The sequence below is a fragment of the Thalassococcus sp. genome (assembly GCF_982780845.1).
This window is the reverse complement of the sequence record NZ_CEYADA010000002.1, coordinates 1-20,293: the sequence shown is the minus strand read 5'-3', so window position 1 is coordinate 20,293 and position 20,293 is coordinate 1. Positions and strand designations below refer to the sequence as shown.

The window sequence follows — 20,293 nt, the reverse complement described above, 5'->3', positions numbered from 1 at the left end:
AATGATCACAAACGTTCCCACATCAGCGACGTCCAATCAAACGGTCAGTCAGTCCTCCTCTTCTCAATCTGGAGTTTTGAACTCGGATTTTGAGACGTTCCTGAAAATGCTGACCACACAGGCGCAAAATCAGGATCCATTGAATCCGCTGGATTCGACTGAATATGCCTCTCAACTTGCGTCGTTCTCGTCGGTCGAGCAGCAGGTTATGACAAATGACCTTTTGACCGCATTGAACGCGCAGTTCCAATCATCTGGTTTGGGGCAATTGGTGGATTGGGTGGATTCTGAAGTGTTGCAAAGTGGTAGTGCTTACTTTGATGGCCGCCCAATCGCGCTTCAGGTCCCGTCGCAGCCGAATGCGGACAGCGCAACGCTTGTCATCTCTGATGCAAACGGCAACGAAGTCGCGCATCGACAGCTTTCTCTGGGTGACAGTTTTTATGAATGGGACGGCCTCGGCAACAACAGCGAAACACAATCCAGCGCCTTTTACACGTTCCGCATCGACGCGTACGCAAGTGGAGAGCTGATCAATTCGGGTCAAGCAACCACATACCAACGCGTGACCGAGGCGCGCAGCGGCTCGGATGGCGAGATCGTTCTGACCCTGTTGGGCGGGGCCGAGGTCAATGCGTCAGGTGTCGATGGTATTCGGGTGACGGATTAATCAAAAACCGCCAACCAACAGCCCGCCCAGCGCGCCGCCGATAACCAAACCCAAGATACCCCAAACAAATCGCCCACCGCTGCTTTTGGGGTGATGGTGATCGTGCGAGCGGCTGTTTTGGGTCAGCACATCCTCGACCATTTCCGGTAGGCGCGGGCCAAATCGCGCAAGCACGCGGGCCGTTTGCGCAAGATCCTTCAGAACGGCGCGGGGGCCAATCGATTGCTTGATGTAATCTTCGACAATCGGCTGAGCAGCCTTCCAGATATTCATATGCGGATCAAGCGACCGCGCGACGCCTTCGACCACAACCATTGTGCGCTGCAGAAGGATCAGCTCGGTGCGTGTTTCCATGCCAAACCGTTCTGTTACCTCGAACAGGTAGGCAAGTAGGCGGGCCATGGAGATGCGGGTGGCATCCATCCCGAAGATCGGCTCACCCACAGCACGTAGAGCCCGGGCGAATTCATCGACGTCACGATCCGCGGGCACATAACCGGCCTCGAAATGCACCTCGGCGACACGTTTGTAATCACGGCGAATAAAACCGAACAGAATCTCGGCGTAGACCCGACGTGTGTATTCGTCGATGTGCCCCATGATCCCGAAATCAAGCGCGATGATGTCGCCATTTTCAGCGATTTTCAGGTTCCCCTGATGCATGTCCGCATGGAAAAAACCATCACGCAGAGCATGGTTCAGGAACAGTTGTAGCACACGCTCACTGAGCTCAGAGCGATCAATGCCAGCCGCATCAATCGCGGTATTGTCGCCCATCGGCAGCCCTTCGGCCCAACCCAATGTCATCACGCGACGACCCGACAGGAACCACTTGACCGGCGGCACCTGAAAACCGGCATCCTGTTCGGTGTTGGCGGCGTATTCGGATGCCGAAGCCGCCTCGAGCCGCAGGTCCAGCTCACCCATGACCACACCCTCAAAGTGGGTGATCACATCCATCGGGCGCAATCGGCGCGACGCGGGTGACAGGAATTCAATAAATCGAGCGGCAAAAAAGAAGGCGTCCAGATCTTTGCGGAACGCTTTCTCGATTCCGGGGCGCAGCACCTTGACAGCTACGGTTTCGCCGTTGTCCGCCAAAGTGGCCTTGTGAACCTGCGCGATAGATGCTGCAGCGACGGGTTCGCTGAACGTCGAAAACAGGCTGTCGGCCGGAACCTCCAGTTCTTCCTCGATCGCCTTTTTGGCCATCTCGGTCGAAAACGGCGGCAGTTTATCCTGCAGAATGCGCAGCTGAACAGCCAGATCTTCGCCTACAACGTCAGGGCGGGTCGACAGAACCTGACCGAACTTGATGTAGGCGGGGCCGAGAGCCGTCAGCGCGCGTGTCAGCGGCGGCATCTCGGGATCGCCTTCATACCCAAGCCATTTGAATGGCCACCCCAGCACGCGTGCCGCGATACGCAAAGGCTTAGGCGCCTCGAACGCGTCAAGAACAACGCGCATCGCGCCGGTACGTTCAAACGTTGCACCGGTACGGATCAAACGCCAGATATTGTGGGGTCCGCGCATGTCAGATTTTCCACCCCGAATGCAGGCAGGCAATTCCCATGCTCAGGTTGCGATACTTAGCGTTTTCAAAACCGGCGGCCTTGACCATGCCAAGGAAGGTTTCCTGATCGGGGAACTGACGGATCGATTCCACCAAGTACTGATAACTGTCTTTGTCCCCAGCGATCAGTTGGCCCATGCGGGGAATGATGTTGAAGGAATACAAATCGTACACCTTCTGCATCATCTCATTGGGAATCTGGTTGAATTCCAGCACCATCAGCCGGCCACCCGGACGCAACACACGATATGCTTCGTTCAGTGCCTGCTGCGGTACGGTCACGTTCCGGATGCCAAAGGAAATCGTGTAAACGTCGAAGGTGTTGTCTTCAAAGGGCAGGGCCATCGCGTCGCCCACGACCCAATCCAGACTATCGGCCATCGACGCGGCCTCGGCCCGTTTGCGGCCTTCGGTCAGCATCGGCTCTGTCAGGTCCAGAACGGTGGCATGGCCGCGGCCCGCGCGTTTCAAAAAGCGAAAGGAAATGTCGCCAGTCCCGCCGGCAACATCCAGCAGTTTCTGACCAGGGCGCGGCGCAAGCCAATCCATCATCGCATCTTTCCAGATACGGTGGATGCCCATGCTCATGGCGTCGTTCATCACGTCGTACTTGTTGGCGACAGAGTTGAAGACACCCTGAACCTTGCCTGCCTTTTCAGATTCCTGAATTTCGCTGAATCCGAAATGCGTCGTTTTTCCAGAGTTTTCGGTCATGGCACTTGTCGTTTCCTTGGCTTGCCCCTTCTTATAGAGCGCCAGAGCGCCGATACAATGCGCCCCGCTACCCAAGGACCGCGACATCATGCCTGAGTTACCCGAAGTTGAGACCGTCCGACGTGGATTGGCGCCCGCAATGGAGGGCGCCGTGATCGCCAAAGCTTCTGTGAACCGTCCGGATTTACGCTGGCCCTTTCCCGAAAGGATGGCAGAGCGACTGACCGGAGCCTCGGTTTTGCAGCTTCGGCGCAGGTCCAAATATATTCTTGCGGACCTAAGCACGGGCGAAACGCTGCTTATTCATCTGGGCATGTCAGGGCGGATGTTGGTGACGGGCGATCCGTTGGGGCAATTCGTCCACGATCATCAGCCTGCGCAAAAGCACGATCATGTGGTTTTTGACATGGAAAATGGCGCGCGGATCACATTCAACGATCCACGCCGGTTTGGTGCGATGGATCTGATGGAAACCGCAAAACAGGCTGAACATCCGCTTCTGACCGTTCTGGGCCCCGAACCGCTAGGGAACACATTTGACGAATCGTATTTGTACGAGCGCCTGAAGGATCGGAAAACGCCGATCAAGTCTGCGCTTCTGGATCAGAAAAACGTCGCGGGATTAGGCAACATCTATGTGTGCGAAGCGCTTTACCGTTGCAGAATTCACCCAGCGCGAAAGGCGGCGAATCTGTCCAAGGCGCGGATAAACGGACTGGTGCCGGTCATTCGCGATGTGCTGACGGATGCGATTGCCGCGGGCGGATCCAGTTTGAAAGATTTCCGCCAAGCCGATGGAGAGCTTGGATATTTTCAGCACAGTTTTGATGTTTATGGCCGCGAAGGCGACCCGTGCCGCCGCGCTGGATGCGATGGAACGATCGCGCGGATCGTTCAATCTGGTCGGTCCAGTTTCTACTGTCCGCAATGTCAAAGATAACTTGATCCAAGTGACCGGCGTGATAATGACTCGGAACCTGACCGAAACAAAAAACGAGTTCTTACATGGCCTTTGAAACGATCATCGTCGAAGTCGAAGACCACGTTGCTACGATCAAGCTGAATCGCCCCGAAGCGCTGAACGCATTGAATTCGCAACTTCTTGGTGAATTGGCAGAGGCGTTGAAAGATGCCGATCAGAACGAAAAGGTCCGCTGCATTATTCTGACCGGTTCGGCCAAGGCTTTTGCTGCAGGCGCGGACATCAAGGAAATGTCGGAAAAGACTTTCGTTGAAATGTTCATGTCCGATTTCTTTGGTGCCGAATCTGAAGCGGTGACCAAGGTGCGCAAGCCGATCATTGCTGCTGTCGCGGGTTACGCGCTGGGCGGTGGTTGCGAACTGGCGATGATGTGCGACTTCATCATTGCTGCGGATAACGCGAAATTCGGTCAGCCGGAAATCAACCTTGGTGTCGTTGCCGGTATCGGTGGCACACAGCGCCTGACCCGCTTTGTGGGCAAATCCAAATCCATGGATATGCACCTGACCGGTCGCTTCATGGACGCGGAAGAAGCCGAGCGCTCGGGTCTTGTCAGCCGCGTTGTTCCGGCCAAATCCCTGATGGAAGAGGCCCAAGGTGCTGCGGCGAAAATTGCCGAGAAATCCATGATGGCTTCGATGGTGGTAAAAGAGGCGGTTAACCGCGCTTATGAAACCACACTGGCTGAGGGTCTGCTGATCGAACGGCGCATGTTCCATTCGCTTTTCGCGACAGAAGACCAGAAAGAAGGCATGGCTGCTTTCCTGGAAAAGCGCACGCCGCAGTTCCGCGACAAATAAGGCCAAAGCTAAGAAAAGAATCGGGTTGGCAGGATAGGTGTTTTCGCCTATACGCCGCTCAATACATGCGCGTGATGCCCGCTTAGGCAAGAATCGATCCGGTGGTTCATATCCGGCGTCGGCGTCAGTTGCGCTTAGACAGAATAGAATACGAACCTAGGAAACGATCACATGGCAAACTCGGTACAGTCCAAGAAACGCGCACGTCAGAACGAAAAGCGTAATGACATCAACACGGCGCGCCGTTCGCGCATCCGTACATTCATCCGCAAGGTTGAAGAAGCAATCGCATCCGGCGACAAAGACGCAGCAGCAGCCGCTCTGAAGGCAGCTCAGCCCGAACTGATGCGCGGCGTCACCAAAGGCGTTTTCCACAAAAACACAGCGTCCCGCAAACTGTCGCGTCTGGCCGCTCGCGTTAAAGCTCTGGCGTAAACCAAGTTTAACGAAAGATTAAAAAGCGTCGCTTTCGAGCGGCGCTTTTTTGTTTTTTTGCCACGAATTTTTTGACCAAGAGATTCTTTTTCCAGAAACTGCGAGTCAACAAGTAGTTTCTGTTGAAGCGCCTCGCAGCAGGTTGCTAACTTGCCGTCAGCGAGTCACTTTTCGCTGGGGGGACAGGGAGCGCAGGGATCCGTTTTTGATCTTTGTTAACGCTGTTCATGTGCAAATTAGTGCATGAAATCAGGAGCTTGCCTCCGCCGGTCCAAAAGAAGCGCATGGCGCAGACAGTAAAATTTGTCCGGAATCGGGAACCGGACGCCTTATTGTTGTGCGTCATCATATGTCACGTGTCCCATCCGGGACGCGCGAGGCTTTTTGTTCCCGAATGAAGGGTGACCGCGCTGGTCGCGTTCTGCGCGTGGCTGGTTAACTGACGACGGGAAAGCGAAGCGGGAAATTTATGACACGGGATCAATGGGGTGCTCTCCAAAATGATATTTGCAAGACGATCGGGCAAAACAACTACAAGGTTTGGATCGAACCCCTGAACTACGAAGGCGCGGAATCCGGCGTAGCAATTTTCCAAGCACCCACGAATTTCTTCGGCACGTATGTGTCCCAGAACTACGGCGATATGCTGCTGTCGCAGATCGCTTCGGTAAATCCGTCCGTGCGTCGCATTCACTTCAAGACCGATGTCGATGCGCGCGAAGCCGTTAAAGCACCTCGTACGCCCCAAATGGCGGCCGAGGTTCCTGAACCCGTCCAACAGCAATCTTCTGCATCCGATCTGCTGCCCGGTGCGCCGCTTGATAAACGCTTTACCTTTGACACCTTCGTTGTCGGCAAACCGAACGAACTGGCGCACGCCGCTGCCCGCCGTGTGGCCGAAGGTGGCCCCGTCACTTTCAACCCGCTGTTCCTGTATGGTGGCGTTGGTCTTGGTAAAACGCACCTGATGCACGCGATTGCGTGGGAACTGCGCACACGCCAGCCTAACCTGAATGTCCTTTATCTGTCTGCCGAACAGTTCATGTACCGCTTTGTTCAGGCGCTGCGCGACCGCCGTATGATGGATTTTAAATCCATCTTCCGTTCGGTCGACGTTCTTATGGTCGATGACGTGCAGTTCATCGCCGGTAAGGACAGCACACAAGAAGAATTCTTCCACACGTTCAACGCACTTGTGGATCAGAACAAACAGATCATCATTTCTGCCGACCGCGCGCCGGATGAAATCAAGGATCTGGAAAACCGCATCCGCTCGCGTCTGCAGTCCGGTCTGGTCGTTGACCTGCACCCGACCGATTACGAACTGCGTCTTGGCATTCTGCAGTCCAAGGTCGAAGCCCAGCGCGCGATCTATCCGAACCTTGAAATCGATCCCCGTGTTCTTGAATTCCTTGCGCACCGCATTTCGACCAACGTGCGCGTTCTGGAAGGTGCCCTGACCCGTCTGTTCGCTTTCGCGTCGCTTGTTGGGCGTGAAATCAACATCGACCTGACGCAGGAATGTCTGGCCGACGTTCTTCGCGCGTCCGAGCGCAAGGTCTCGATCGAGGAAATCCAGCGTCGCGTTGCCGAACACTACAATATCCGCCTGAGCGAAATGGTTGGCCCCAAACGGGTTCGTACCTTTGCGCGCCCGCGTCAGGTTGCCATGTATTTGTGCAAACAGCTGACCAGCCGTTCGCTTCCGGAAATCGGCCGCAAATTCGGTGGGCGCGACCACACGACCGTCATGCACGGTGTGCGCCGCATCGAAGAGCTGAAAATACAGGACGGACAAATCGCAGAAGACCTCGAAATTCTGCGCAGAACGCTCGAAGAGTGATTCCCAACCACCACAATCTTGTCTCGGGCTGCTTCTTAGCGGCCCGCTGGCCTTGACGCCTCCGTCATTCCATTGGACAAAACAGAAACAACTTAGCTGGGGCGCGCCATCCGACTGTTGAATCCTGCGCCATCCAGCCCTTCGGAGGGATAAGCGATGAAATTCAGCATGGAACGCGCGACACTGCTTAAGGCCGTGAGTCAGGCGCAGTCCGTCGTCGAGCGGAGAAACACCATTCCGATCCTCGCTAACGTGCTGATCGAAGCCGAAGGCGACACGGTTATGTTCCGTGCCACCGATCTGGATATCGAAGTTGTTGATAAGGCGCCCGCGCAGGTCGAAAAGGCCGGCGCAACGACCGTGTCTGCCGTCATGCTGCATGAAATCGTGCGCAAGCTGCCCGATGGTGCGCTGGTTACGCTGACAGAAGATGGCGCATCCGGCCGCCTGACAGTCGAAGCGGGCCGTTCCAACTTCTCGCTCGCGACGCTGCCCAAGGAAGACTTCCCTGTCATGGCGTCGTCGGAATACTCGGCGAACTTCAGCGCCAAGGCATCCGTCCTGCGCCGGCTGTTCGATAAGGCAAAGTTTGCGATTTCGACCGAAGAAACACGTTACTATCTGAACGGTGTCTACATGCACGTCGCCGAGGCAGAAGACGGCCGCATGCTGCGTTGCGTGGCAACCGATGGTCACCGTCTGGCCCGCATCGACGCGACTGTGCCTGCCGGCGCCGAAGATATGCCGGGCGTCATCGTGCCCCGTAAAACCGTGGGCGAACTGCGCAAGCTGCTGGATGACGACGATATGGACATCGCGGTTTCGGTGTCCGAGACCAAAGTTCGCTTTGCAACACCGGACATCACCCTGACGTCCAAAGTGATCGACGGCACGTTCCCCGATTACACACGCGTTATTCCGACCAGCAACACACGCCGTCTGGAAGTGGACGCAGCGGACTTTGCCAAGGCGGTTGACCGTGTGGCGACCGTCAGCTCGGAGCGTTCGCGCGCTGTTAAGCTGCAGTTGGACGAAGACCGCCTGGTTCTGTCGGTGAATGCCCCCGATAGCGGCGCTGCGGAAGAAGAGCTGGCTGTAGCCTATGGCGATGAGCGCCTCGAGATTGGTTTCAACGCCAAATACCTCTTGGAAATCGCAAGTCAGGTTGATCGCGAAAACGCCGTTTTCCTGTTCAACTCGTCCGGCGATCCGACCCTGATGCGCGAAGGCAATGACACATCGGCGGTTTACGTCGTCATGCCGATGCGTGTGTGACCCTGTCAGGCCTTCACCTACAATCGTTAAATCTGTCTCATTTCCGTTCGCATAAGCGGGCGGAAATTGACGTTGATAGCCGCCCTATCGCGATCTTCGGACCGAATGGCGCGGGCAAAACCAACTTGCTTGAGGCGGTGTCGCTGTTTTCCCCCGGTCGCGGGATGCGTCGCGCGTCGGCAGAGACCATGACACGACGGCCCGAGGCACTGGGCTGGAAGGTGTCAGGCATTCTGACCGCGCCCGATGGTGTCAACGAAATCGCGTTTCAGTCTGAAAACGGCAATCCGCGCACGGTTCGGGTGAATGATAAACCAGCCTCACAGGTCGCACTGGGCCGCATCGCGCGGGTTTTGTGGCTTGTCCCCAGCATGGACCGCTTGTGGATCGAAGGGGCCGAGGGACGCAGGCGGTTTCTGGACCGCATGACGCTTAGTTTCTTTCCTGAGCACGCCGAAGCGACGCTGAACTACGAAAAGGCCATGCGCGACCGGAACAGGCTGTTGAAGGATCAGGTGCGTGATCCCGTCTGGTATCGCGCGCTCGAGGCGCAGATGGCGCGCACGGGTGCTGTCATCCACGCCAACCGGATTGCTGCGCTGAAGGCTCTGGCAGAGTCGCAAGAAAACGCTGAAACCAGCTTCCCAAGCGCGGATCTGACCCTGACCCAAGCCGATGGCGACATGCCTGAAACAGAAGAGACCTTGGCGCAGGCCTTGGCCGATGGCCGTCCGCGCGACGTCATGGCGGGACGAACGCTGATCGGGCCGCATCGCGCCGATCTGTACGGCGTTTTTCAGGCCAAGGGCGTGCCGGCCTCTGACTGTTCGACTGGCGAACAGAAGGCGTTGTTGATTTCCCTGATCCTTGCCAACGCCCGCGCGATTGCCAAAGATTTCGGCGCAGCGCCCATCCTGTTGTTGGATGAGGTTGCGGCCCATCTTGATGGCGGAAGACGTGCAGCGCTTTACGACGAAATAACTGCGCTAGGAGCGCAGGCGTGGATGACAGGTACGGGTGTCGAATTGTTCGAGGAACTGGGCCAGCGCGCGCAGTATATTGAAGTCACCGAACAAGACGGGCAAAGCTGCACCAAGCAAATCGCGCTTTCATCGTAGGCCATCCGACATGACCATCACCGCAACAGAACTCGCGCTTTATGCGGGCGCATTGTTCATCCTGTTCCTGACCCCCGGACCTGTCTGGGTTGCCCTGCTGGCGCGGTCAATGTCCGGCGGGTTTCATGCGGCGTGGCCGTTGGCCTTGGGTGTTGTTGTAGGTGACGTGCTTTGGCCGTTCCTGGCCATCCTTGGCGTGACATGGATTGTCTCGGTCTTTTCCGGCTTTCTGCTGTTCATGAAGTGGGTTGCCTGCCTGACATTCCTGTTGATGGGCTATCTGATCATCAAAAACGCCGACAAACAGATATCAAGCGATAGCCGTCTGACACGACCCGGCATGTGGGCGGGGTTTTTGGCGGGGTTGGCTGTGATCATCGGCAATCCCAAGGCGATCCTGTTCTACATGGGCATGCTCCCGGGGTTCTTCGATCTGCCCAGTCTGCAATGGCCGGATATGGTTGCCATTGCCGCCCTGTCCGCCGCTGTTCCCTTGGTCGGAAACCTGATCCTTGCGCTGTTTGTGGACCGCGTGAAACGCTTGATGACATCACCAAAAGCATTGCGGCGCACAAACCTGACAGCTGGTAGTTTGATGATCGCCGTCGGGCTATTCATTCCCTTCACGTAAGCCCCGCACGGGCAGCGGGACAGGATTTGGCGGAAACTGATTCTAACCCACAGAATATAGTGTCATCTGCGTGACATTCCGGTTTCGGATCGCTATAAATTGCCCGAGAAAAACAAGGAAAAACCATATGGCTGAGAGCGCGCAGAACCCCGAAGAATATGGCGCAGATTCCATTAAAGTTCTCAAGGGCTTAGAAGCTGTTCGCAAGCGTCCCGGTATGTACATCGGTGACACCGACGATGGCTCGGGCTTGCACCACATGGTCTACGAAGTCGTCGATAACGGAATTGACGAGGCGCTGGCCGGTCACGCCGATGCTGTGACCGTCAAAATCCACGCCGACAACTCGGTTTCGGTCAGCGACAACGGTCGCGGCATTCCTGTCGATATTCACCCGGAAGAGGGCGTTTCCGCCGCCGAGGTTATCATGACCCAGCTGCACGCCGGCGGTAAGTTCGACTCGAACTCTTACAAGGTTTCGGGTGGTCTGCACGGCGTGGGTGTTTCGGTTGTGAACGCGTTGTCCGATTGGTTGGATCTGCGCATCTGGCGAAATGGCAAAGAACACCACGCCCGCTTTGAACGTGGCGATACAGCCAAGCACCTTGAGGTCGTCGGCGACGCCAATGGCCGAAAGGGAACCGAGGTCCGCTTCCTTGCATCGACCGACACGTTCTCGAACGTAGATTACGATTTCCATACGCTTGAAAAGCGCCTGCGCGAACTGGCCTTCCTGAACTCGGGCGTGCGCATCATCCTAGAAGACGAACGCCCCGCCGAACCGCTGAAAACAGAACTGTTCTACGAAGGCGGCGTGAAAGAGTTTGTGAAGTATCTCGACCGCTCCAAACAGTCTGTCATGACCGAACCGGTTTACATGACCGGCGAAAAAGACGGTATCGGTGTTGAAATCGCGATGTGGTGGAACGACAGCTACCATGAAAACGTGCTGCCCTTTACCAACAACATCCCGCAGCGTGACGGTGGTACCCATATCGCTGGTTTCCGTGGCGCGCTGACGCGGACGATCAACAATTACGCGCAGTCTTCGGGCATCGCGAAGAAGGAAAAGGTCAACTTCACAGGCGACGACGCCCGTGAAGGTCTGACATGCGTACTGTCCGTGAAGGTTCCTGACCCCAAGTTCAGCAGCCAGACAAAAGACAAGCTGGTATCCTCCGAGGTACGCCCCGCAGTCGAAAGCCTGATGAACGAAAAACTGGCCGAGTGGTTCGAAGAAAACCCGAACCAAGCCAAGATCATCGTCGGTAAAATCGTCGAAGCCGCACTGGCGCGTGAAGCGGCCCGTAAGGCCCGCGAACTGACCCGCCGCAAAACCGCGATGGACGTGAACTTCTTGGCTGGCAAGCTTAAGGACTGTTCCGAAAAAGACCCGGCCAAAACAGAAATCTTTCTGGTCGAGGGTGACTCGGCCGGTGGTTCTGCTCAGACGGGCCGTGACCGTGGTACGCAGGCGATCCTGCCGTTGAAAGGTAAGATCCTGAACGTCGAACGCGCGCGGTTTGACCGGATGCTGGGGTCTCAGGAAATCGGCAACCTTGTGATGGCGCTGGGTACGGGCATTGGCCGTGACGAATTCAACATCGACAAGCTGCGGTACCACAAGATCGTCATCATGACCGACGCGGACGTCGACGGTGCGCACATCCGTACGCTGCTGCTGACGTTCTTCTATCGCCAGATGCCCGAGCTGATTGAGGGCGGCTATCTCTACATCGCGCAGCCGCCGCTTTACAAAGTGACCCGCGGCAAGTCCGAGGTGTACCTCAAGGATCAGGCGGCGATGGACGACTATCTGATCCAGCAGGGCACCGACGGCGCGCTGCTTCGTCAGGGCAACGGTGAAGAAATCACCGGTCAGGATCTGATCCGCGTGGTTGAAGAGGCGCGTCAGTTGAAGCGCGTTCTCGATGCCTTCCCAACGCACTATCCGCGCAACATTCTGGAACAGGCCGCCATCGCGGGTGCCTTTATTCCGGGTGCTGTGGATGCCGATCTTCAGGGTGTTGCTGACAAGGTTGCAAAACGTCTGGACTTGGTCGCGCTGGAATACGAACGCGGCTGGATGGGCCGCATCACACAGGACAAAGGTATGCGTTTGGCGCGTATCCTGCGCGGTGTGGAAGAGGTCCGGACGCTGGACGGCCCGATGCTGCGTTCCGGCGAAGCGCGTAAGACAGGCAGCTTCACAGAATCCCTGCAGGCGGTTTACAACCTGCCCGCAGTCCTAGAACGCAAAGACCGCCGCGAGGTTATCAATGGTCCGCTCGATCTGCTGCGCGCCATCCTTCAGGAAGGCGAAAAGGGCAACCAGCTTCAGCGATACAAAGGTCTGGGCGAAATGAACCCCGATCAGCTTTGGGAAACCACGCTGGACCCCGATGCGCGGACGCTGCTGCAGGTTCGTGTCGATGACATGGCCGAAGCGGATGACCTGTTTACCAAGCTGATGGGCGACGTCGTCGAACCGCGCCGAGAATTCATCCAGCAAAACGCCCTGAACGTCGAAAACCTCGACTTCTAAGGCAGATAGAAAAGGCGGAGGTTCGGTGTGACCTCTGCCTTACACCACTTCTTCACACAGCGATTTTACCGTCCAGCGCAGCATCAATTGCGTGCTGGCCAAAGTGCAGTCCACATTCATATTTGCCGAAAATGAACTGTGTGTTTGCTCCGGATTTCAGACCCTTCTGAATCCCTTCACCGATCACAAAATCTTCTTCGAACACGATCCGGATTAGATCGTAGTTCTTGGTGTAATAGCGCTCGGCTTTTTCTGTCTTGGGCTCTTCCGGGATCAGCATCATGCACTGGAAAATGCAGGTATCGGGGCCTGTCGGGATCACAAAGTGGATATAGACGTGATCGTTCTGAACCTGCACAAAATTGGCAGGGAACAGATAGTTCTGCGTCATGAAATACTTGCGGTATTCCCACTCGGCTTCAGGCTTATCACGTAGTTCTTCGATGTTCGGCTGCGGCAGCGCGTGGCGGACATGTGGGCCGAAATTCAGATGGACGCTTTGATTGTCCAGATAGCCAGAACAGGCCGTATCGCGGTGCGCATGGCAGAAATGATAGCTTTCCTGAAACCCCTCAAGCAGCAGGCGCCAGTTCATATTCTTCTTCAGTTCCCATTTGCGGAACACAAAGTGGTTGCCTAGGTCCAGACCATTCAATTGCTCTTTCATAGGTGCAAGCCACGCATCGATGTCGACCTCGTGTTCCGGAACCGACGGCATCACCCAGATCAAACCAAAGCGTTCCCAAGCGGGTAGTTCAACAAGCCCGAGGTCCGAGCGGTCTACGCCTTCAAAACCGGCGGGTTGGGGGATGCCGCGCAGTTTGCCGTCCAGTCCATACGTCCAGGAATGGTAGGGGCACGAGAACGTCCGCGCCTTGCCGCAAGGTTCCTTTTCGACGCGCGCGCCGCGGTGGCGGCAGACATTCAGAAATGCCTTCACCTCGCCGTCCTGCGTTCGCGTTACCAGAATCGGAACACCCGTCGCATCGTGGGTAAAGAAATCACCCGCTTCGGCCAAATCGGACACATGACCCAAAACCAAGGGAAATTTGCGGAACAGTGTGTCGATCTCGCTTTGAACCCTGTCAGCGGAATTGTACCGCTCGATGGGGTTCAGCATCACATCTTCAAGCATATGGGTCGTCTTCTTTTCGACCATGTCAAAGACTTCACGGATGATCTGGCGTTCTTCGGTTGTGATGGTCATGACGTCTCCTCCTCAGCGGCTGGCGTTGGACAATACCGTTGCGCCGCCCATTATTGCTACAATACCAAAAGGTACTGTTCAATCGGGATTCTTTGTTGTTTGATCATGTCTACTCCATCCGTGGACTTCACGTTGGGTCTGAAAAACAGTAGGGTCCCGCGACGTTTGAACTGGATTAACAATGACCGAGCCCACCAAAACGATTGTCCGCAGGCGGCCGACACAGCGACGCAAAGAAAGCCCGCTGTCCGAAGAGGATTGGGTGGATGCCGCAATCAAAATTCTAAAAGACGACAACGTTCGCGGGATCAAGATTGATGCCTTGTGCAAGATGCTGGGTGTCACGAAGGGCAGCTTTTACTGGCACTTTTCGACGCGAAGCGACCTGCTTGTGGCGATGCTGGATCACTGGCGCCGCCGCACAACGCTGAATGTCATCCGGTCAGTATCAGGCGCTGGCGTCGATCCAAAAAGCAGGATGAAGCTTTTGTTTGCACTGCCCCGCCGCAGCAATTCACCGGCATCCGCACAGGTCGAAGCGTCTATTCGCGATTGGTCGCGTCGGGCGGATTTGCCCCGCAAAGCTGTGAAGGAAGTCGATGAAATCCGCTTTGACTACATCACCGGACTTTTCACCGACATGGGCTTTGACGACACCGAAGCGCGTAAGCGCGCCTACCTTGCGTATTGCATCCTGATGGGCGACTCGATCCTGAGTGGTACGCTTTCAGAAATGGACGCCGATGAATTCGCGGCCCAAGCTTTGATGATCACGACAACGCTGGAAAAGATAGACGGCTAACGGACGCCGCCTAACGAATGCGTTACTCTTTGTCTGGGAACCGAGCCACCATTCTCCGACCCGCTTCTTCATACTCGCGCACAAACCGATCCACGATGTCCGCTATGGGTTCAACACGATCAATTGCACCGCACCCTTGCCCCGCGCTCCACACGGTTTTCCATGCCTTTGTGCCCGCGTGCATATCGCCTGAAAAATCAAGCTTTGCTTCGGCTTTCATATCATCCAGATCCATGCCAGCCGCCGCAATCGACGCTTTCATCCAAACGCCAAGCACGCCTGTGATGGCTTTGGACGCGACCAGATCCTCGATCCCGCTATCGATCACCATCTGGCGATAATCATTGCCAATCAGGTTTTCTTCAGCCGTCAAAAACCGCGTACCGACATAGGCGAAATCAGCGCCCAGCGTTTCAACGGCCAGAACAGCCGCGCCCGATGAAATCCCGCCGCCGACGGCAATCGGCCCATCGAAAAACTGCCGGACCTCGTCCAGAAACGGCGCCATCGCGTATTGACCAGTGTGCCCACCTGCTCCGGCACAAACCAAGACCAGACCGTCGGCGCCTTTGTCCAAGGCTTTACGTGCATAGGTCGGACTATTCACATCGGCAAAGACCAAGCCGCCATACGAATGAACGGCCTCAGTCACACGATGGGGGCCACCAAGTGCGGTGATCACGATCTCGGGCTGGAACTCTTTCACCAGCGCTAACTCTTCTTCAAAGCGACCATAGCTGTTGTGCGTGATCATGTTGAAGGCAAAAGGCAATTTGCCCGGACCGAGTTCGGCACGAATGCGTTCGAACCAAGCTCGCAAATCGTCGATGGTTCGGCCATTGGGGCCCGGAAACGCACCAATCACACCTGCCTTGGCTGCGGCGATCACCAGATCGGGGCCCGACACCAGAAACATTGGCGCAGCAATCAACGGCACGCGCAGGCGGGCCTTCAGCGCCGCGATTTTGGCTTTTGCAGTCATAGTCTTATCCATTTTCGCGCGCCGAACCTAAGTGGCGCTTTCCCGTGCACGTTGGCGCAAAGCCATGCGGTCCACCTTACCGGCGGGCGTCAGCGGCAATTTATCTAGAAACTCAATCCGCCCGGGCATTTTGTACCCGACAAGATACTGGCTGCAGGCGTCGCGCAGCGCGCCTTCTGTCAACTCGTTGCCGTCCGCGACGGTGACGTAAGCCACGACCACTTCGCCAGCCCGTTCGTCAGGTGCGCCTACAACGCTCACACCCGTGACGGCAGGGTGGGAAAAGACGGCCTCTTCAACCTCGCGGGGGAAGACATTGAACCCTTTGTGCAGGATCATGTCTTTCTTGCGGTCGGTGATCGTCAGGAAGCCGTCTTCGTCAAGCACCCCAATATCCCCCGTGTAAACCCACCCATCCCGCAGAACGAGAGCGGTTTCGGATTCGTTGTTACAATAGCCGCGCATCATATGCGGGCCTTTGATGCGAATTTCGCCGGTCTCACCAGTTGGCAAAACGCGATGGCCGCCTTCCAGATCAACAATTTCAACAAAGGTATCGGGCATGGGTTTCCCCACAGTACCGGGGCGGTTTCCGCTGATGGCGGTGTTGACGGAAATCGGAGCCATTTCCGTCATTCCGTACCCTTCATAGATCGTCAGGCCAGTCAGCTCTTTCCAGCGTCGATGCACCTCTAAGGGGAATGACGCGCCCCCACCGGGACAGACCCGAAGCGAACTGATATCGCGCTGATCCAGTTTGGGATCGGCCATAAGTGCTTGGTAAATCGCAGGGGGGCCACCGCCCAGAACAGTGACCTTCTCGCCCTCGATCTGATCAAGCACTGCAGCCGGATGGAACCCTTCGGGCACAATCGACCCGCCGCCGCACTGAAGGGGCAGACACACACCCGCCAGATAGCCGTAGATATGGCTGAAAGGGGCGATCGGCAGAAAGATTTCGCCGTCATGAAGCGGCCAGCCGCACTGCATACGCGCGCCAGCTGCAAGGATTTGCTGATGCGAATACAGGATCCGCTTTGGGATGCCGGTTGTGCCGCCGGAAAAGAAATATGTGGACGGTCCATCCCCCGACCCGCATTGGTTCTGTGCGGTGGCCTTGGCATCCATCCAGGTTTTGACGTCGCCCGCATCAATGATGGCAGCATCGGGGGCAAATTCCAGCACGTGATCCGCGATGATCAGTGCTGGTTTCAAGTCGGCCATCAACCTTGCGCCGGATTCCTTCGGCATGGCTGCATTAAACAGCGCGGCCCGACCACCCGAGAACAGAACGCCCAGGTAAGCGGCAAGGCAGGATGCACTGTTGCGCATGAATATCGCGACATCCCTGTCCTGAATGCGGTCTGCATATTTGGCAGAAAACCCGCGTAACGCCGATGCCATGTCGCCCCACGTCATGCGGATCGACGCGTCTGCGATCAGCAGGCGGTCATGGTGCTGCTCGGCACGCTTTTCAAATAGCGCAACAAGGTTTTCAGCGGTCTCGACGGACCGCCAGTCCAAGAACTCAGTCGATGTCATGCAAGCCTCCTCCGCCGCGGCTCAAAGCTAAGCGAAGGTGGGGGCGCAAAACAATACCCTTTGGTACGTTTGGCGAATAAATCAGATAAAGCCCCAATATGCGCTTCGCCCGAAACGCGCCTGCCTCCGACAGCTTTAAAACCACTCGGGTAGGGCGACCTGCCCGAAAGGGTAACGCGATTGTCCGCCTTCGGGCCTTGCTTTCTACACAGACGGTTCTGGCGCGAAATCACTTCTTATCAATGATGAACGTCTGACTATTCGATTTCCGGACGCGCAAAATGAACCTCACGATTTCTGCTCAAATCACTGAAAGCAAAGCGCCAGAGGACACTCTTGTAGTGGACCTTGCCAGCGATCAGAGCACGCGGGACATTTTGCAGGCCATCCTGTCCGAGGTCGCGGGGGACGCCGTGTCTGATTTGTCCTTGGTTCTTTCCGGCGAACGCAGCATCTGTGATGTACCGCTGAACGAACGCTTTTCGGCCCTTCAAGCGCTGGGCACGTGGCATCAGCTTTTGGCGATTGCCCGCGAATTCGAAACCGTTCGCGTTCGGCGCAGCCTTGAACAAACCGGCGGGTCCCGCACTATTCCGGGGTCTTTCGCACAGGTCATTTCGCGCGCTGAAACCAATGGATTGCCGCGCAAGACATTGATCGATGCGCTGGGCGCGCTGGACGTGTGCCCCACAATGACGGCCCATCCGACCGAAACCAAGCGTGTGACGGTTCTGGAAATCCACCGCCGCATCTATCGCCGTTTGACCGATCTATTGGGCCGCTCATGGGCGCCGCGCGAAAAGCTGTCCTATCTTAATGCCCTTAAGGCCGAAGTCGAATTGTTGTGGCTGACAGGCGAACTGCGTCTGGAAAAGCCGACCGTCGAACAAGAGGTCGAATGGGGTCTCTATTTTTTCCGCGAAGTCCTTTTTAACTGCGTCCCTGAACTCAGCGACACATTGAACAACGCGCTTGCGCATCAATATCCCGATGTGACGCCCAGCCCGTTCCTTCATTTTTCATCCTGGATTGGTGGCGACCGCGATGGCAACCCCCACGTCACGCCGGTCGTCACCAAACAGACCCTGTCCCGCTACCGCGAAACGGCATTGAAATCCTACCGGCCTGACCTGGTCAGCCTGTGCCGTGACCTGTCAATCAGCCTGAACGTGTCGCAGGTCCCTCAGGCCTTTCTGACCCAAGTTGGCGCCTTGCTGGATACCTGCGGTCCGGCCGCCGACGCCGCGCGCAACCGCAATAGCGAAGAACCCTTCCGTCAGTTTGCGACCGCATTGCTGATGCGCCTCGACGCCACAATCGCGGCTGATAATGGGGACTTCAGCGCAGTCAAACCCTTTAAAACCGCCCGTGAATTCGAAGACTGGCTAAGCGTTATGGATCAGGCGCTTCGCACGTGCGGGGCCAAGGCTAATGCCCGTCGGAAAACAACGCCTTTGCTTCAACGTGTTCGGACGTTCGGCTTTCATGGCGTCACCATGGACATCCGCCAGAACGCCACAGTGATCAACCGGACCCTGAAGCAGGTTTTCGAAGCCCGCCACGTCGCCCCATGCCCTGATCCGGGCACTGCCGAGTGGTCGACCCTGTTGCAAACCGCCCTTGCGGACACCGCCGAATTTGACCGTTCTGCGCTGACCGGCTTGGATGATGAGGCGAACGAAACGCTTGATCTGTTTGCGCTGATCTCGAAAGAACGCGCCGCCGACAAACGCCGGATCGGCACCTTTATTCTGTCCATGACCACCAGTGCAGAAGATATCCTTGCCGTATATCTGCTGGAGAAATGGATGGGGCAGGGGCAATTGACCAGCGCCTTGGCGGTGGTGCCCCTGCTTGAAACAATCGACGATCTTCGCGCCGCAACAGACATTCTGGATCAGCTGTTCAGCAACCGTACCGTCCGTCGCGCGATCCGTGAAAACGGTGATCGCCAAGAGGTGATGCTGGGCTATTCCGACAGCAACAAAGATGGCGGTTTCTTCACCTCGAACTGGGAGCTGTCCAAGGCCCAGACCGCGCTAAGCCGTGTCGCCAACCGGCATCGTGTGCAGCTATCCTTTTTCCACGGTCGCGGTGGATCAGTGAGCCGCGGCGGTGCGCCCACCGGCAGGGCCATTGCCGCCCAACCCCATGACACGGTCAACGGCAAACTTCGGGTCACGGAACAGGGTGAAATCGTTTCGGCCAAATTCGCCAACCGTGGCACTGCTCTTGCCAATCTGGAATATCTGACGGCTGCTGTGCTTGATCACACGCTGCACGAAAACCAGAAACGCCTGTCTGCAGACGCGCCCGAGTTCCGAGAGGCGCTCGAGGCGCTGTCAGGTCTGGCCCAGCTTAAATACGTTGATCTGATCCACAGCGATGGGTTCCTCGATTATTTCTACGAATCCAGTCCGGTCGAGGAACTGGCCCTGCTGAAAATCGGCTCTCGTCCAGCCAAACGCTTTTCAAAAGGGGCGCGCGATCTAGGCGATCTGCGGGCCATCCCGTGGGTCTTCGCATGGAGCCAGAACCGCCACATGATCACCGGTTGGTATGGCATCGGGTCTGCGCTTGAAGCCTTCATCGATGTGCGCGGACGCCATGGTCTGGCCACGCTTCGCAAGATGTATGAACGATCAAACCTGTTCCGCCTGATCATGGATGAAAGCGAAAAGCTTTTGCTGCAGTCTGACATGGAAATTGCGGCGCTTTATGCCGGTTTGGTCTCTGATACCCACACGCGCGACGCCGTGTTCGAAAAAATTCAGATCGAACACAAACTGACGCAAGCCATGATCACCTCGATCACCGAAGAAACGTCTTTGGCTGAACGGTTTCCCACCTTCCGCGACAAACTGATGGCCGCGCGTCCGCAGATGGTCGGACTGCACCAGTTGCAAGTCGATCTGTTGGCAAAGGTTCGCGCCGCGGGTGGGGCCGACCAAGCAGCAAAAGAAGACGTCGACGCATTGTTGATGTCCATTCACGTCATTTCTGGCGGGCTTGGATGGACAGGCTGACACAACCGAAAACGCTACGAAAAGGACCACGACATGAACATCGAAGCACCAATCGATACGACAGATTTCTTCACCACCCCGCTATCCGAGAGCGACCCCGAGCTATTTGCGTCGATCACGGGTGAGCTTGGTCGTCAGCGCGACGAGA

General features: G+C 56.5%; 16 protein-coding genes. 11 read left to right on the top strand and 5 right to left on the bottom strand.

All coding sequences use genetic code 11. The features are described from left to right. The first annotated feature begins 1 nt into the window (after position 1). On the top strand, positions 2 to 670 hold the full coding sequence (locus AC4FIA_RS02310) for a flagellar hook capping FlgD N-terminal domain-containing protein (protein ID WP_490364554.1): 669 nt from the start codon (positions 2 to 4) through the stop codon (positions 668 to 670). Here AC4FIA_RS02310 and ubiB read toward each other — a convergent pair whose 3' ends face one another. Continuing rightward, positions 671 to 2,203: a 2-polyprenylphenol 6-hydroxylase gene (ubiB, locus tag AC4FIA_RS02305; protein ID WP_490364553.1), complete on the bottom strand. Its 1,533-nt coding sequence runs from the start codon at positions 2,201 to 2,203 to the stop codon at positions 671 to 673. Position 2,204: 1 nt separating this feature from the next. Beyond that, on the bottom strand, positions 2,205 to 2,957 hold the full coding sequence (ubiE, locus tag AC4FIA_RS02300) for a bifunctional demethylmenaquinone methyltransferase/2-methoxy-6-polyprenyl-1,4-benzoquinol methylase UbiE (protein WP_287473864.1): 753 nt from the start codon (positions 2,955 to 2,957) through the stop codon (positions 2,205 to 2,207). A gap of 88 nt (positions 2,958 to 3,045) precedes the next feature. On the opposite strand from ubiE, the gene mutM reads away from it, so the two are divergent. The 8 genes from mutM (at position 3,046) to gyrB (ending at position 12,586) form a co-directional block, all read left to right on the top strand. Next, a complete protein-coding gene (mutM, locus tag AC4FIA_RS02295; protein ID WP_490364552.1) occupies positions 3,046 to 3,897 on the top strand; it encodes a bifunctional DNA-formamidopyrimidine glycosylase/DNA-(apurinic or apyrimidinic site) lyase in 852 nt (283 codons plus the stop codon). A gap of 65 nt (positions 3,898 to 3,962) precedes the next feature. Next, positions 3,963 to 4,739 carry an enoyl-CoA hydratase gene (locus AC4FIA_RS02290; RefSeq protein ID WP_490364551.1) on the top strand — a complete coding sequence of 259 codons (777 nt, stop codon included), beginning with the start codon at positions 3,963 to 3,965 and terminating at the stop codon, positions 4,737 to 4,739. A gap of 171 nt (positions 4,740 to 4,910) precedes the next feature. Continuing rightward, the gene (gene rpsT / locus AC4FIA_RS02285; protein ID WP_103910813.1) at positions 4,911 to 5,174 is read left to right on the top strand and encodes a 30S ribosomal protein S20; all 264 of its coding nucleotides are present in this window, start codon (positions 4,911 to 4,913) and stop codon (positions 5,172 to 5,174) included. A 469-nt stretch (positions 5,175 to 5,643) separates the two neighbouring features. Further along, positions 5,644 to 7,017 carry a chromosomal replication initiator protein DnaA gene (gene dnaA, locus AC4FIA_RS02280; RefSeq protein WP_490364550.1) on the top strand — a complete coding sequence of 458 codons (1,374 nt, stop codon included), beginning with the start codon at positions 5,644 to 5,646 and terminating at the stop codon, positions 7,015 to 7,017. Positions 7,018 to 7,173: 156 nt separating this feature from the next. Beyond that, on the top strand, positions 7,174 to 8,292 hold the full coding sequence (gene dnaN, locus AC4FIA_RS02275; protein ID WP_103910815.1) for a DNA polymerase III subunit beta: 1,119 nt from the start codon (positions 7,174 to 7,176) through the stop codon (positions 8,290 to 8,292). A gap of 2 nt (positions 8,293 to 8,294) precedes the next feature. Then, positions 8,295 to 9,410: a DNA replication/repair protein RecF gene (gene recF / locus AC4FIA_RS02270; RefSeq protein WP_490364808.1), complete on the top strand. Its 1,116-nt coding sequence runs from the start codon at positions 8,295 to 8,297 to the stop codon at positions 9,408 to 9,410. A 10-nt stretch (positions 9,411 to 9,420) separates the two neighbouring features. Then, complete coding sequence (locus AC4FIA_RS02265; protein WP_490364549.1) at positions 9,421 to 10,041, top strand: LysE family translocator; 621 nt, start codon at positions 9,421 to 9,423, stop codon at positions 10,039 to 10,041. A 127-nt stretch (positions 10,042 to 10,168) separates the two neighbouring features. Continuing rightward, positions 10,169 to 12,586 (top strand): DNA topoisomerase (ATP-hydrolyzing) subunit B, encoded by a 2,418-nt coding sequence (gene gyrB / locus AC4FIA_RS02260; protein WP_490364548.1) that lies wholly within the window; start codon positions 10,169 to 10,171, stop codon positions 12,584 to 12,586. 52 nt (positions 12,587 to 12,638) lie between these two features. Here the strand turns inward: gyrB and AC4FIA_RS02255 are convergent, their stop codons facing one another. After that, entirely contained in the window at positions 12,639 to 13,793 is a 1,155-nt protein-coding gene (locus tag AC4FIA_RS02255; RefSeq protein WP_490364547.1) for an aromatic ring-hydroxylating oxygenase subunit alpha, read from the bottom strand. A 181-nt stretch (positions 13,794 to 13,974) separates the two neighbouring features. Here AC4FIA_RS02255 and AC4FIA_RS02250 point away from each other — a divergent pair, with 181 nt between their 5' ends. Further along, on the top strand, positions 13,975 to 14,595 hold the full coding sequence (locus tag AC4FIA_RS02250; RefSeq protein WP_490364546.1) for a TetR/AcrR family transcriptional regulator: 621 nt from the start codon (positions 13,975 to 13,977) through the stop codon (positions 14,593 to 14,595). 22 nt (positions 14,596 to 14,617) lie between these two features. Here AC4FIA_RS02250 and AC4FIA_RS02245 read toward each other — a convergent pair whose 3' ends face one another. Further along, positions 14,618 to 15,577 (bottom strand): NAD(P)H-dependent flavin oxidoreductase, encoded by a 960-nt coding sequence (locus AC4FIA_RS02245; protein ID WP_490364545.1) that lies wholly within the window; start codon positions 15,575 to 15,577, stop codon positions 14,618 to 14,620. A gap of 27 nt (positions 15,578 to 15,604) precedes the next feature. Continuing rightward, positions 15,605 to 17,119 (bottom strand): class I adenylate-forming enzyme family protein, encoded by a 1,515-nt coding sequence (locus tag AC4FIA_RS02240; RefSeq protein WP_490364544.1) that lies wholly within the window; start codon positions 17,117 to 17,119, stop codon positions 15,605 to 15,607. A gap of 281 nt (positions 17,120 to 17,400) precedes the next feature. On the opposite strand from AC4FIA_RS02240, the gene AC4FIA_RS02235 reads away from it, so the two are divergent. Next, positions 17,401 to 20,145, top strand: coding sequence for a phosphoenolpyruvate carboxylase (locus AC4FIA_RS02235; RefSeq protein ID WP_490364543.1), 2,745 nt, complete (start codon positions 17,401 to 17,403; stop codon positions 20,143 to 20,145). Positions 20,146 to 20,293: the final 148 nt, after the last annotated feature.

Bases quoted from the DNA above. Each gene is read 5' to 3' on its own strand.
- AC4FIA_RS02235 (WP_490364543.1), top strand. From the start codon at position 17,401: ATGAACCTCACGATTTCTGCTCAAATCACTGAAAGCAAAGCGCCAGAG.
- AC4FIA_RS02245 (WP_490364545.1), bottom strand. From the start codon at position 15,577: ATGACTGCAAAAGCCAAAATCGCGGCGCTGAAGGCCCGCCTGCGCGTG.
- mutM (WP_490364552.1), top strand. From the start codon at position 3,046: ATGCCTGAGTTACCCGAAGTTGAGACCGTCCGACGTGGATTGGCGCCC.
- AC4FIA_RS02290 (WP_490364551.1), top strand. From the start codon at position 3,963: ATGGCCTTTGAAACGATCATCGTCGAAGTCGAAGACCACGTTGCTACG.
- AC4FIA_RS02255 (WP_490364547.1), bottom strand. From the start codon at position 13,793: ATGACCATCACAACCGAAGAACGCCAGATCATCCGTGAAGTCTTTGAC.
- rpsT (WP_103910813.1), top strand. From the start codon at position 4,911: ATGGCAAACTCGGTACAGTCCAAGAAACGCGCACGTCAGAACGAAAAG.
- gyrB (WP_490364548.1), top strand. From the start codon at position 10,169: ATGGCTGAGAGCGCGCAGAACCCCGAAGAATATGGCGCAGATTCCATT.
- dnaN (WP_103910815.1), top strand. From the start codon at position 7,174: ATGAAATTCAGCATGGAACGCGCGACACTGCTTAAGGCCGTGAGTCAG.
- AC4FIA_RS02250 (WP_490364546.1), top strand. From the start codon at position 13,975: ATGACCGAGCCCACCAAAACGATTGTCCGCAGGCGGCCGACACAGCGA.
- AC4FIA_RS02265 (WP_490364549.1), top strand. From the start codon at position 9,421: ATGACCATCACCGCAACAGAACTCGCGCTTTATGCGGGCGCATTGTTC.
- AC4FIA_RS02240 (WP_490364544.1), bottom strand. From the start codon at position 17,119: ATGACATCGACTGAGTTCTTGGACTGGCGGTCCGTCGAGACCGCTGAA.
- ubiB (WP_490364553.1), bottom strand. From the start codon at position 2,203: ATGCGCGGACCCCACAATATCTGGCGTTTGATCCGTACCGGTGCAACG.
- dnaA (WP_490364550.1), top strand. From the start codon at position 5,644: ATGACACGGGATCAATGGGGTGCTCTCCAAAATGATATTTGCAAGACG.
- AC4FIA_RS02310 (WP_490364554.1), top strand. From the start codon at position 2: ATGATCACAAACGTTCCCACATCAGCGACGTCCAATCAAACGGTCAGT.
- ubiE (WP_287473864.1), bottom strand. From the start codon at position 2,957: ATGACCGAAAACTCTGGAAAAACGACGCATTTCGGATTCAGCGAAATT.